Consider the following 12,609-nt stretch of genomic DNA (forward strand, 5'->3'; position numbering starts at 1 on the left):
CGCCTCGAGGGCGTCGACGCCAAAGACGCACCGGCGGCAGCACCCCCCAAGAAGCTGCCGCCGGATGCGTGGAATAGGTGCTGCTATTCAGCAGCCTTCTGACGCGCTTCGGCGGCTTTCTCTGCGGCCCTTGCCGCTTCAGCCTCGGCTTCCTTCGTGGCCACATCGCGCTGCGCCTCGGCCTTGTCCTGCTGGGCGCGGCCTTCCTCTCGGAGTCCGTCGCGGCCGCTGACGATCCCGACGACCTCCTTGGCCTTGCCCTTGACGTCCTCGACGACGCCCTTGACCGCTTCTTCAGGTCCGCTATCACCCATGATGTATCCCTTTCCGAAACTGTTCGGGGGCTGAGTACCCGAAGTGCATCGATCTTGAACATCGCCTGGTCAGAACCCACGCTCGGCCCGCCTGGCACGGGTGCGCGAGTGGCGGCGGACCGGGCGCTGGTCATCGTCGGGTTCTTCATGTCGTCTCTAGGTCTTCTGTCAGAGCATCACCTCCGTCGACCGACGCTGGGGCGTTCTTCGCGACGCGGGCTCGGGGGAGACCGTTGCGTCGCCCGGACTTTGGGTTTCGTTGGCCAGCGAGACGGCTGTGCCGCCGTTGCGGTTGCCAGCCACCAGTCTGAATGAGCTCCAGACATGTTGATGTGGCTGCTCGTTCGGCATGACCGGGCGGCAAGCCCCGCGGCGACCTCGTTGTACGCGCTGCCAGCACTGCACACGACGCGCAACCACTCGGCCCGGACGATTGCCTCCGCCTCGTCCAGTACCTCACTCTCCCAGGCGATTTGGCTATCCTGCAGCACGGTCGGCATCTCTGTCACCTCCATGCCTTCGGGCAAGGACCGGGTTAGGCGTTGATCACGGTGCGTTCGTTGCTGCTTGCGATCTTGATTCGACGCGGTTTGGCCTTCTCCGCGACGGGGATGGCGAGGCGCAGCACGCCATCATGGTAAGTCGCCGTGATCTGCTCGGTGTCCAAGGTTTCGCCGAGGAACACCTGACGGGTGAATACGCCGCGGGGGCGTTCGGCAGCGACCATTTCGCGGTCCTGATTGAGTGCGGAACGCTCGGCGTGCACGGTGAGCACGTTGCGTTCCACGTCGAGGCTCAGCGAGTCGCCCGAGACGCCGGGCAGGTCGAATTCAACGATGAACTCGTCGCCGTCGCGCCAGGCGTCCATCGGCATCACCGCGGGCCGGGCGGCTGTTCCTGCCGCCTGCTGGGCCCAGCGGTCGAGATCACGGAACGGGTCTGTACGCATCAACATCATCTCCACCTCCAGTGACTGTGTGTAGCAGATCTCTGTCGTCTGCCATAGATTTTTATATACCACTGGTGGTAGCTTGGCCGCAACCAAATCTTCAAGAAAGAGAAGTCACTGTCGGTGCACGAATCGAGCGCCCGCTCGGCGCGGGGGGTGTACGGCATTTCCGTGGCGTCGGAGTTGAGTGGCCTGGGCCCACAAACGTTGCGGCTCTACGAAACTCGAGGTCTGCTCACTCCGGCCCGCAGCGAGGGCGGCACTCGTCGTTACAGCGACGACGACCTGGACCGCCTGCAGCGGATCACCGAGCTTCTTGCCGCCGGCATCAACCTGGCCGGTATCTCGGAGATCTTCACCCTCGAGGCTCGCAACAGCCAACTCGAACACGCGAACGCGAGGCTCGCTTCGGAGAATGCCCGCTTGGTGGCATGGCGCGACTCTCGCTAGCCGATATGGATCCGTGCTCGAGCTTGACGGCGCCATGCCTCGCACCAGTTGTCCACAGTTGGCGTTCCATCCCGCATCCACGAAGAACGCGAACTGAACAGAGCCGAACTCGACGCGCCAACGGAGGCGGCCGAAGAGCCAGCCATCCCCGGCCCAGACCCAGACCCAGAGGCTGACCTGGGCCCGGACCCCGAACCCCCGCCTTTCTAGCGAGGGCTTGCGCTGCCGATGCGTCCCTGCCATTGATGCTCAGGCGGTGACGTTGGAACGCCGTCGATACATCCGGAACTTCCGGCGGATGCGGGGTTCTCGGCGGACCGTGCTTCGCCGAGAACCCCACACGGTGATTACCGAGCTGGCTGTTCGGCAGGTAGTAGTGGCGTCGACGGAGTGGCCGGGCCCGGAGCCGGAGCGGCGCCGCCCCGCTGTTGATCGGGCGCGGGTCGGTCGACACCCGGGCCGCCTTGCACGCCGGGAGCCGCGGGAGCACCGGGGGCCGCGCGGCCGGCCGGACCATCCGGTCCGCCTCCACGGGGTCCTCCGGGTCCTCCGGGTCCGCCGGGTCCTCCGGGTCCGCCGGGCGGGGGAGGCGGCGGACCACCCAGGCACTGCGGGCCGTCCGCGGCGTAGTGGGAGGACGCGCCGGCCCGTCCCACCTCGAGGGCCGATCCGCCAAACAGTCCGGCGCCCAGGATCCCGCCGATGAGCAGTCCTGCGATCCCGGCGCCGACGGCGACACCGATGGGGTGCCGGCGGACGCGTTCGCCGGTGCCGTTCCAACGAGAAGTGGGCCCCTCTTGCCGATCGGCAGCCGCCACCTCGGGCGCCTTCAGGTCCGCGGTGTCGTCAACGTCGTCGCTCATGTGTCCTCCATCGATTGGGTCGTTACCGCCACGACGTTGCTGGCCGAAGTTGAAACGAAGCTGAAGAAAGCCCGTCGACCGCGGTTCCCTCACATTCGCTTCAGGAACGGGCGCCCGCCGCGGGTGACAATGGGTGCATGATCAGCCGGGCAACGACGCGCCCCGAACTCCGAGCCAGAGTCTTGGTAGTGGAGGACTCCGAGACCATCCGCGAGATGGTCAGCGAAGCCCTGGAGCACGCCGGGTACGTCACCGGAACCCGGGCTGACGGCGAGGGGTTGGAGGACGCGCTGCGGGGATTCCGCCCCGACCTCGTCGTGCTCGACGTGATGATGCCCGGCCGCGATGGGTTCGCCTTGATCAACGTGGTTCGCGATTTCGACGACACCGGGATCGTATTGCTCACGGCACGTGACGGTTTGGACGATAGACTGCGCGGGCTCGATGGTGGGGCCGACGACTATGTGGTCAAGCCGTTCGAGCTGGCGGAATTGGTGTCGCGGGTGGGCTCGGTGTTGCGGCGACGGGGCCGGCTGCCATCGGCGGTACAACTCGGCGACCTGGTCCTCGACGTAGACGCCGGCACGGCCACCCGCGCCGGTCACCCACTGGACCTCACGGCCACCGAGTTGCGGCTGCTGTCCTATCTCGCCGACCAGCGGGGCCGACTCGTCAGCAAGGAGCAGATCCTGACCGCGGTGTGGGGTTACGACGCCTACGACCCGAACCTCGTGCAGGTCTACATCAGCGCGTTGCGCCGCAAACTCGAGGTGCACGGTCCGCGAATCCTGCACACCAGCAGGGGAATCGGATATCAGTTGCGGCCAACCACCTCGTGACCGAGACACCGTCGCTGCGTCGCCGCGTCACGCTTGCCGTCCTGGCATTGCTGGCGTCGGTCCTCCTGATTCTGGGCGTCGCGATCGACGTGACCTTCGGCGCCCAGGTCCGCCGCGACCTCCACGACCGGCTGGTGGCCAGCGCCACGCGCGCCACCGCCCTGGTTGAGGCGGGAACGTCCCCGCAGGATGTCTCGGCCCAACTCAACGGCGGAAGCATTCGGGCCCTCGTGATCACCCCCGATGGCCAAGCCTACGGCGATCCCGCCATCAGTCCCGACACCGTCGCCGGGCCCGGGACACCGCTGCCGCCGCCACCTCCGCCCCCGCGGCCTGGCCCGGCCGACCGAGCTGACCGACCCGACCGACTCGACCGACCTGACCGACCCGGGCCGCCGCAGCAGCCGCTGCCGCCGCCCGACGAGACGAACACCGCGCTGGTGCAACCACTGCCGACTGGCGGACGGCTCATCCTGGTCGCGGACACCACGCAGAGCACGGCGGCACTGCGTGACCTCCGCGAACTGATGATCGGCGCGGGGGCGGTGACCCTCGTCCTGGCCGCGTTGCTGCTCTTCGCCGTCGCCCGCGGAGCGCTTCGGCCGCTGGAGAGGTTGACGGGGGTGGCGAAGGCCATCGCCACGGGCGACCGCGGACGCCGCTTGCAACCGGACCGTCCGCATACCGAGTTGGGTCGTGCAGCAGCAGCTTTCGACGACATGCTCGACGCGCTCGAAGCCGCCGAACGCCAGGCGCAGCAGGCGGCCGAGGCGGCCCGGCGCGCCGAGTCTCAGACCCGCGACTTCCTCGCCGACGCCGCGCACGAACTGCGTACGCCGCTGGCTGGCATCCAGGTCGCGGCCGAGCAGCTGGTGAACACCTCGCCCGAGGCGCCACCGGCGGCCCGGCGGCGCGCCCAACTGCTCCTTGCCGACGCGCGTCGGGCCGGCCGGCTCGTCAGCGACATGCTCGATCTGAGCCGTATCGATGCCGGACTACCGCTGCGCGTCGTCGAGACTGACCTGGTGGGGATCGCTGACGACCAAGTCCAGCGTGCCGACATGCTCGCCCCGCGAGTGGCGGTCACCCGCACGGGCCTCAGACGCCTCGAGGTGCGGGCGGATCCGCAGCGGATCGGGCAGATCATGTCCAATCTGCTCGACAACGCCCGCCGCTACACCCCGCCCGGGGGCCGCATCACCGTGCACGTCGAGCAGTCCGGTGCCGATGACGCGCGACTGACCGTCACCGACACCGGGCCCGGCATCCCCGCCGCCGACCGCACCCGTGTCTTCGAGCGCCTGGTGCGTCTGGACTCCGCGCGCGATCGCGACCACGGCGGCGCGGGCCTGGGGCTGTCGATCGCCAGATCGCTGGCGCGAGCCCACGGCGGCGACCTCACCTGCGAACCGCACGACACCGGCGCGCGGTTCACGCTGACGCTGCCGTTACGTGGCCAGTAGCGCGTCGACACCGATGTAGGTCGACGACTCGTAGACGGCCCCACGTCGGCCGATGACGACCCTTCGGACGACCAGTAAATTGGAACGATGCTGAATCAGGTGACGACAGTGGCCACGCAGGTGGGCGAGTCCGTGCTCGGGATCGTGGGGATTCGCGTGGGTACCGAGGAACCGCCCCATACCAGCGAACGGCTGACCGACGCGGTGGAGATCCGCCGCTACCAGCCGCGCATCGCCGCCGAGACGACCGTCGAGGCCGATGAGGAGCGGGCGCGCAACGAGGGTTTTCGCCGGCTGGCCGGCTACATCTTCGGCGGCAACCGAGGCGCCGACAAGATCGCGATGACGGCACCCGTCAGCCAGGCCTCGACGAAGGGTCAGAAGATCGCCATGACCGCTCCGGTGTCGCGCTCCGGCAGCGATGCCGAGGGTTGGGTCATCCGGTTCTTCATGCCGTCGAAGTGGACGATGGCCACCCTTCCCGAACCGAAGGACGATCGCGTCCGCCTGGTCGAGGTACCCGCCGAGACGATGGCCGTCCTGAGGTTCACCGGTGACCGTGGCCAGGCCGCGGTGGCAGCGCGATCCACCGAGCTATTGGACACGCTGCAGGCCAAGGGTATCGAGCCGCTGGGCGATCCCGTGGCGTGGTTCTACGATCCGCCGTGGACGGTGTCGTTCCGTCGCCGCAACGAGATCGCCGTCCCGATCCATTCCTAGCTGACTCGCGCTCCATGTCGGCGCACGACGAAGCCGATGGCCGTGCAGACGACGAGTCCGGCGGCGACCGCTGACGCGGTGGCGAGCAATGGCGATTCGCGACCCGCGGCGCCGATCGCGGCGGCCACCAGCGCCCACACCACGGCCGCGACGTAGCCGGGGGTGGCGTGCAGCGCCACGGTGAGGGCCACGGCGGCTGCCGTGGCGGCCACAAGAACCGCTGCCTGCCAAGCTGTTCCGTTGGCTGAGACGCCCGACTGGATCAGTGCGGCGGCGACGTTCACGAAGACCGCCACACTGCTCCACCCGAGATAGAGACCGAAGGTCAGCGTGGCCAGCCGGCGCAGCCAGATCGGGCAGGTCAACTCCTCGGCGTGGCGCACCAGCAGCCGCATGACGTCGATCAGCGCGGCGACCATGACCGCGAACACGACGACGGTGAGCCACAGCCAGTCCTGAGCCGCGACGATCAGCCAGATGCTGAACCCGGCGAACGCCACGGAGGCTCCCATCAGCGCCCTGGTCTCCCAGGGCGCGCCCAGCCCCCATCGAAGCACCGTAATGGCGGTGACCGCGGATAGCAGCGTGATCAAGCCCCAGATGGAGAACGCCCATCCGGCGGGCGTGATCAGCGCTTCGTTGGTGGCCCCGGACTCCAGGAAGTCGCCGAAGAACCGGCTGATGACCAGTGGTGACGCGAGCTGGGTGAGTGACAGTAGCGCGGCGATCCAGCGCCAAGTCGTCGCCGTCGAAAGATGCTGATCTGTAGTCACTTTCATCCTCTATTCGTGGAGTGGACGGTCGGGTCGACGCGGGCCGGCCACCAGATCCTGGGCCCGATGAGGGTGAAGAGGGAGGGAATGATCACCGTGCGCACCAGGAAGGTGTCCAGCAGGATGCCGAGACCGACGATGATGCCGATCTGGGTGAGCACGATCAGCGGCAACACACCGAGAACGGCGAACACGGCCGCCAGGACGATGCCGGCGCTGGTGATCACTCCGCCGGTGGCGGCTACCGCGCGCACGATGCCCTCGCGGGTGCCGTGCGCGTGGGTCTCCTCGCGGGCGCGGGTGACCAGGAAGATGGTGTAGTCCACGCCGAGGGCGACGAGGAACAGGATCGCGAACAGCGGTGTGGTGTTGTCCAGGGCGGGAAAGCCGAAGACGTGCACGCTCGCCCAGCCGCCGAGGCCCAGGGCGGCCAGGGCGCTGAGCACCGTCACCGCAACCAGCACCACCGGCGCGAGCGCCGCTCTGAGCAGGACGTACAGCACCAATAGGACTACCGCGAGGATGGCGGGGATGACGACACGCTGATCGCGCTGCGCGGCGTTGCGGGCATCGAGCGCCTGAGCATCCGGGCCGCCGACGAGCGCGCCGTCGTCGGCGCCATGGACCGACTCCCGAAGGGTGTCGATGACCCCGAACGCGGTGCCGGAGGCGGGTGCCGCGTCGATGACGACCGAGTATTGCGTCAGGCCGGTGTCGGACCGGCCGGCCTCGGTGACCGACACGACCCCGGGGGTGGTGTCGATCGCCCGCTGGACCGCTTCGGCGCGATCGGTGTCGGCGATGACCGTGGTGGGAGCGGTGAGCCCGCTGGGGAAGTGTGCGGCGAGCGTGTCGTAGGCGGTGACCGATTCCGCCTTGACGCGGAACTGCTCGGTCTGGGAGAGGCCGATGGGGGTGCCGAGCAGCCCGGTGCACAGCACGGCCAGCAGCGTCAGCGACACCACCGCGACCCGGCCTGCGTGGTTGCCGACCCACGCGGCCAACCGGTACCACGCTCCGAACTGCTCCGCCTCGTGTTCACCTGCGCGTTGAGGGATGAACGGCCAGAACAACTTCGGTCCAAACAACGCCAGCAGTGGTGGCAGGGCGCCGAGCACGAAGACGGCCGCGACCAGAAGTCCACACGCCGCCTGCGCGCCGAGGCTGCGGGTGGAGGGCACGACCGCCAGTAACAAAGTGAGAAGCGCCAGGACGACGGTCGCGTTGCTCGCGAGGATCGCCGGTCCGGCGTGCCGCACGGCCGCACGCAGGGCGTCACGGTGAAGGGCATTGCGCGCCAACTCTTCGCGGTATCGCGAAATCAGGAGCAGCGCATAGTTCGTGCCCGCGCCGAAGACCAGCACGCTGGTGATGCCGGTGGTCGAGCCGTCGGCGGTCAACCCGGTCAGGTTCGTGACCACGCCGCCCAGCCCGGCGGCCGTTTGGTCGGCCACCGCGATGACCGTGAGCGGCACCAGCCACAGGACGGGTGAGCGGTACGTCACGATGAGCAGGAGGGCCACCACGGCGGCGGTCACGGCGAGCAGGGTGAAGTTGGCACCGGAGAAGGAGTCGGCGATGTCGGCGCCGAATGCCGGTCCGCCGGTGATCTGCAGCTGGAGGCCTCGTGGCGCACCGTCATTCGCTGCCGAACGCAGGTCGTTGACCCTGTCCGCCAGATCGAAGCCGGAGAGGTCGGATGGAGTGGGAACCGGTGCCAGTGCCACCACGCCGTCCTGGGACGTCGACGCGGGCGGCCCGCCGGGCAACCCGGCCGCGGCCAGTACGCGCTGGCGGGCGGCGTCGACGGCCGCCTCGTCGGCAGGTGAGAGGGGAGCGCCGTCAGTGCGCGACGCCACCAGGATGACGGGCGCCCGGTCGCCCGAGGGGAACTCCTTGGCGAGCGCGGCTGCGCGGGCGGACTCGGCGGACGACGGCACGGGAACCGGTGATTGGTCGGCACCGGAGTTCTCCCCGGCGAACGCCATCAACGCACCGGCGGCCACGGTGATGAGCAACGCGATCACCCATGACCACCGCGCGGTCACGGCGGCGGAGAATCGATCCCAGAACACCATGTCGAGAGTATATTAAGATTATTAACGATTAATCAACTTAAGGAAATGTTACGTGGAACGCCCATCGCCGCCCGGTCGCGATGTCGTCGAGGCCCTGATCGTGTCCGACGTCCAGGCCCTGTCTGCCGAGTCCGACGAACTCGGTCGCGTGTTCTGCGCGCGGCACGGCCTGAGTGCCAACGACTTCCGCGCGCTCCTCCACGTCATGGTGGCGGAGAGCGACGGCACGCCACTGACTCAGAGCCAGTTGGGCCAGCGGGTCGGTGTGTCGGGTGCCGCGATCACCTATCTCGTGGACCGGATGGTCGAATCGGGTCACCTGACGCGTGCCGCCCATCCGTCCGATCGGCGGAAGGTGCTACTGCGCTACGCCGATCACGGCAGTGCCGTGGCCCGTCAGTTCTTCACCCCGCTGGGGCGCCACGCCGAAACTGCCATGGACGAGTTCACCGCCGCCGAACTGACGATCGCCCACCGGGTACTGACGGCCCTCATCGGCTCCATGCGGGCCTACAACGACGAGTTGCACGAATCGTGATCAGGTCCATGCCTTTTCACGCCAGCGCCAGCTGGAATCACGAAGAAACTCGGCGAGTGTGCGGGGCGGCCTGCCGAGCAATTGCTGCACGTCATCGGTCAGCGGCTGGTTCTGACCCAGGCGGGTGAGCGTGTACACCGCCGACATGAAACCGATGGTGTCCCAGCCGACGTGGCGGCGCGCCAGTCGTGCGGCGAAGCGAATCAGTCCGGGCCGGGTGTAGCGCACCGGTCGGCCCAGCGCGGCCGTCAACTCGGCGGCGACCTCCGCCATGCTCAACGCCGCCGGGCCGGTCAAGTGGTAGACGGTGTTGCGGTGCCCGGCCGGGGCGCGCACCACGGCCGCGGCGACTTCGGCGGCGTCGCGGGCGTCGAGGAACGTGGTCAGACCCTTGCCCGCGGGAATGAATAGCTCACCGCGCTCGACGATGTCGGTGCCGTGCGTGGAAATGGTCCGGTGCAGGTTCTGCATGAAGAAGCTGCAGCGCAGCACCGTCCAGGTCATCGTGCTCTGCCGCAGTGCCTCCTCGACCTTGTAGTGCGGGATGAAGCGCGCCCTGTCGGCGCCGAAGACCGAGACGTATACGACGTGACGACAGCCGGCCCGCTCGGCAGCGTGCAGGAACGGGATGATGGCGGTGCGGGCGGCGCGGTTGCCGGGCAGCGGGAACAGCAGGAACAACGTCTCCACACCCGCCAGCGCCGGCGCCCACGTCGCCGGATCGAAGAAGTCCATCACGACGGACCGCGAGGTTTGGGAGTGGCGGCTGGCGATCCGCCACGGCGTCGGACCCGGCGCCTCGGTGAGCAGGTCGACGAGCTCGTGGCCGACATTGCCGGAGGGTCCCGTGATCAGCAGCATGAAGTCCACAGTGCCACACCGCCACCGCTGCACCCACGATAATTGTCGACTCGGTCAGTTAACCGGTTTGGTCACAATCGCGTCAGATATCGGGCCCTTCGGAAGGCGTTCCAGAGCAGGATCCGCAGTGCGGTCATCGGCCTGGACCTCGCGAACGGTTGGCTCATGCGACTTCGAAAAAGGTTGCTTCACAGTTCTTTTGACGGAACATCGGGCGGAGTGGCCGCCGGTCGGCTGGAACGCGGCGTTCGACGGTGCCGTCGCGTTCCGGCCCGCGCCGCGGAGACCGCCGAATCGGGGTCGACGAGGTAGCCAGGCGGCCGTCTCGGACGGAGTGACGGAACTGATGAGGCACCATGGCGACGAACGCCGGCGACCGGCCGCGCAGAAGCCGTGCGGCACGAACCCGTCGTCGCGCGACCGCCGTCCGAGGGAGGCCGCCCGTGCTGCAACGGATCGCGTTGCTGGCCATCGACGCGCCCCGCCGCGTTCTCGGCGTCGCCGCGCTGGTGATGGTGGCCGCCGCCGTCTTCGGCATCCCGGCCGCAAACAGCTTGTTGGCGGGGGGTTTTCAGGATCCGACCGCCGAATCGTCGCGTGCCGCGCAGATGCTCGCCGACGAGTTCGGGCAGCCTGCGGTGCAGATGATCGTCATGGTGACCTCACCCGACGGCGTCGACGGGTCTGCCGCCCGTGCTGCGGGACTGGACGTCGTCGACCGTCTCGAGAGGTCACCGGACGTGGTGGGGCTCGTGTCGGCGTGGACGGTGCCGCCGTCGGCGGCCGCGGAACTGATCAGCACCGACGGCAGGTCGGGGCTCATCGTGGCGGGAGTCTCCGGAGGCGAGCAGGAAGGGCCCGGGCGCGCGGAAGCCCTTGCCGACATGGTGTCTGAGGTGGTGGCTCCAGCGCACCCCGGCGTATCGCTGTCGACCGGTGGCTCGGCCATGGTGTACGCCCAGATCACGTCACAGACGCAGCGCGACCTCTTGATAATGGAGTCGATTGCGTTGCCGATCAGCTTCGCCGTGCTCGTCTGGGTCTTCGGAGGGGTGCTGGCGGCGGCGCTGCCGATGGTGGTCGGCGGCCTGGCGGTCGTCGGATCGCTGGCGATTCTGCGACTGCTCGCCACGGTCACGGACGTGTCGATCTTCGCGCTGAATCTGTCGACGGCCCTCGGTCTCGCGCTCGCCATCGACTACACGCTGCTCATCATCAGCCGTTATCGCGACGAGCTGGCCGAGGGCGTCGGGCGCAACGAGGCGCTGCTGCGAACCATGCTCACCGCAGGGCGCACCGTGGTGTTCTCGGCGACGACGGTCGCGCTGTCGATGGCGGCGATGGTGATCTTCCCGATGTACTTCCTCAAGTCGTTCGCCTACGCGGGCATCGCGACGGTGGCACTGTGCGCGGTGGCCGCGCTGGTCATCACCCCGGCGGCGATCGTTCTGCTGGGACCGCGGCTCGACGCGTACGACGTGCGCCAGGCCATGCGACGCCTGCTGCGTCGCGGGGATCCGGTGGTCACCCCGGTGCAGGAGATGTTCTGGTACCGGTGGACGACACTGGTCATGCGGCGGGCGCTGGTCTTTGGCGTGACGGGCTCGGCCGTCCTCCTCCTGCTCGGCCTGCCCTTCCTGGGCATCAAGTGGGGCTTCCCCGACGATCGGGTGCTTCCGGACTCGTCGTCCGCCCGCGAGGTCGGTGACCGGATGCGGGACGGTTTCGAGGAGAACTCCGATTCGGCCGTGACGATCGTGCTACCCGACGTCACCGGGCTGACCGCGGCCGACCTCGACGGTTACGCCGCCCGGCTGTCGACCGTGGACGACGTCGTGGCCGTCACCGCGCCGTCGGGCATGTTCTCCGACGGAATCCGGGTAGGCCCGCCGACCGGGGTCGCCCGGATGACCGATCGCGGCGCGTTCCTCACCGTCGGGACCAACGCGCAGCTGTTCTCACCGGCCTCGGAGACCCAACTCGATGCCCTGCACGCGGTGGCCACCCCGGGTGATCGGGCCGTGGAGTTCGCCGGCATGGCGCAGGTCAACCGCGACAGCGTCGAGGCGATCACCTCACGTTTGCCGGTGGTGTTGATCATCATCGCGGTGGTGACCTTCGTGCTGCTGTTCCTATTGACCGGCAGTGTGGTGCTCCCGGCCAAGGCCCTGGTCTTGAACGTGCTGTCGCTCACGGCCGCCTTCGGTGCGCTCGTGTGGATCTTCCAGGACGGTCACCTGGCCGCGATGGGAACCACGCCGACCGGAACGCTGGTCGCGAACATGCCGGTGCTGCTCTTCTGCGTCGCCTTCGGATTGTCGATGGACTACGAGGTCTTCCTGATCTCGCGCATCCGCGAATTCTGGCTGGCGAGCGGGCGCACCCGGGCGGACAACGACGAGAGCGTGGCGCGCGGTCTGGCACGTACCGGGCGGGTGGTCACCGCCGCCGCCCTGGTGATGTCCATCTCGTTCGCTGCGTTGATCGCTGCCCAAGTATCGTTCATGCGGATGTTCGGGGTTGGTCTGACGTTGGCCGTCCTGGTCGACGCCACCCTGGTACGGATGGTCCTGGTACCGGCCTTCATGCACTTCCTCGGGCGCTGGAACTGGTGGGCGCCCCGACCGCTCCGCCGCCTTCATGAGCGGGTGGGGCTCACCGAATCCGCGGTGCGGTCATGACCGGCTACCGGGCCGAGTCGAAAACTGACGCGGAAGTCAACCCAACCCAACCGCTGCGGGCTCCGAATGCCGTACGACAT

At 68.3% G+C, this 12,609-nt stretch carries 12 protein-coding genes; 6 read left to right on the forward strand and 6 right to left on the reverse strand.

Annotated features, from left to right (window positions below; all coding sequences use genetic code 11):
- Positions 1-83 precede the first annotated feature (83 nt).
- Both mbp1 and QUE68_RS08825 read right to left on the reverse strand, forming a co-directional pair.
- Complete coding sequence (mbp1, locus tag QUE68_RS08820) at positions 84-314, reverse strand: microaggregate-binding protein 1 (protein WP_284225611.1); 231 nt, start codon at positions 312-314, stop codon at positions 84-86.
- 535 nt (positions 315-849) lie between these two features.
- Complete coding sequence (locus tag QUE68_RS08825) at positions 850-1,272, reverse strand: Hsp20/alpha crystallin family protein (protein WP_284234707.1); 423 nt, start codon at positions 1,270-1,272, stop codon at positions 850-852.
- Positions 1,273-1,380: 108 nt separating this feature from the next.
- Between QUE68_RS08825 and QUE68_RS08830 the strand changes: the two genes are divergently transcribed.
- Positions 1,381-1,713 carry a MerR family transcriptional regulator gene (locus QUE68_RS08830; RefSeq protein WP_455013424.1) on the forward strand — a complete coding sequence of 111 codons (333 nt, stop codon included), beginning with the start codon at positions 1,381-1,383 and terminating at the stop codon, positions 1,711-1,713.
- Positions 1,714-2,060: 347 nt separating this feature from the next.
- On the opposite strand, the gene QUE68_RS08835 is transcribed toward QUE68_RS08830, so the two are convergent.
- Positions 2,061-2,576, reverse strand: coding sequence for a hypothetical protein (locus tag QUE68_RS08835; RefSeq protein WP_286275432.1), 516 nt, complete (start codon positions 2,574-2,576; stop codon positions 2,061-2,063).
- Between the two features lie 137 nt (positions 2,577-2,713).
- Here QUE68_RS08835 and QUE68_RS08840 point away from each other — a divergent pair, with 137 nt between their 5' ends.
- The 3 genes from QUE68_RS08840 (at position 2,714) to QUE68_RS08850 (ending at position 5,598) form a co-directional block, all read left to right on the forward strand.
- A complete protein-coding gene (locus tag QUE68_RS08840) occupies positions 2,714-3,415 on the forward strand; it encodes a response regulator transcription factor (protein WP_284233625.1) in 702 nt (233 codons plus the stop codon).
- Positions 3,412-4,878 (forward strand): HAMP domain-containing sensor histidine kinase, encoded by a 1,467-nt coding sequence (locus tag QUE68_RS08845; protein ID WP_284233626.1) that lies wholly within the window; start codon positions 3,412-3,414, stop codon positions 4,876-4,878. Before QUE68_RS08840 ends, QUE68_RS08845 begins: the two co-directional genes overlap by 4 nt.
- Positions 4,879-4,965: 87 nt before the next feature.
- Entirely contained in the window at positions 4,966-5,598 is a 633-nt protein-coding gene (locus QUE68_RS08850; protein ID WP_284233627.1) for an SOUL family heme-binding protein, read from the forward strand.
- Here the strand turns inward: QUE68_RS08850 and QUE68_RS08855 are convergent.
- Both QUE68_RS08855 and QUE68_RS08860 read right to left on the reverse strand, forming a co-directional pair.
- Positions 5,595-6,371 carry a hypothetical protein gene (locus QUE68_RS08855; RefSeq protein WP_284233628.1) on the reverse strand — a complete coding sequence of 259 codons (777 nt, stop codon included), beginning with the start codon at positions 6,369-6,371 and terminating at the stop codon, positions 5,595-5,597. The two genes, QUE68_RS08850 and QUE68_RS08855, sit on opposite strands and share 4 nt — an antisense overlap.
- Positions 6,372-6,373: 2 nt before the next feature.
- A complete protein-coding gene (locus QUE68_RS08860) occupies positions 6,374-8,419 on the reverse strand; it encodes an MMPL family transporter (protein ID WP_286275775.1) in 2,046 nt (681 codons plus the stop codon).
- Positions 8,420-8,501: 82 nt separating this feature from the next.
- Here QUE68_RS08860 and QUE68_RS08865 point away from each other — a divergent pair, with 82 nt between their 5' ends.
- Complete coding sequence (locus QUE68_RS08865) at positions 8,502-8,987, forward strand: MarR family winged helix-turn-helix transcriptional regulator (RefSeq protein WP_284233629.1); 486 nt, start codon at positions 8,502-8,504, stop codon at positions 8,985-8,987.
- Here QUE68_RS08865 and QUE68_RS08870 read toward each other — a convergent pair whose 3' ends face one another.
- The gene (locus tag QUE68_RS08870; protein WP_284233631.1) at positions 8,988-9,848 is read right to left on the reverse strand and encodes an NmrA family NAD(P)-binding protein; all 861 of its coding nucleotides are present in this window, start codon (positions 9,846-9,848) and stop codon (positions 8,988-8,990) included.
- 443 nt (positions 9,849-10,291) lie between these two features.
- Here QUE68_RS08870 and QUE68_RS08875 point away from each other — a divergent pair, with 443 nt between their 5' ends.
- A complete protein-coding gene (locus QUE68_RS08875; protein ID WP_284233633.1) occupies positions 10,292-12,529 on the forward strand; it encodes an MMPL family transporter in 2,238 nt (745 codons plus the stop codon).
- Positions 12,530-12,609 lie beyond the last annotated feature (80 nt).

The organism is Mycolicibacterium sp. TUM20985 (genome assembly GCF_030295745.1).
Classification (GTDB): Bacteria; Actinomycetota; Actinomycetes; order Mycobacteriales; family Mycobacteriaceae; genus Mycobacterium.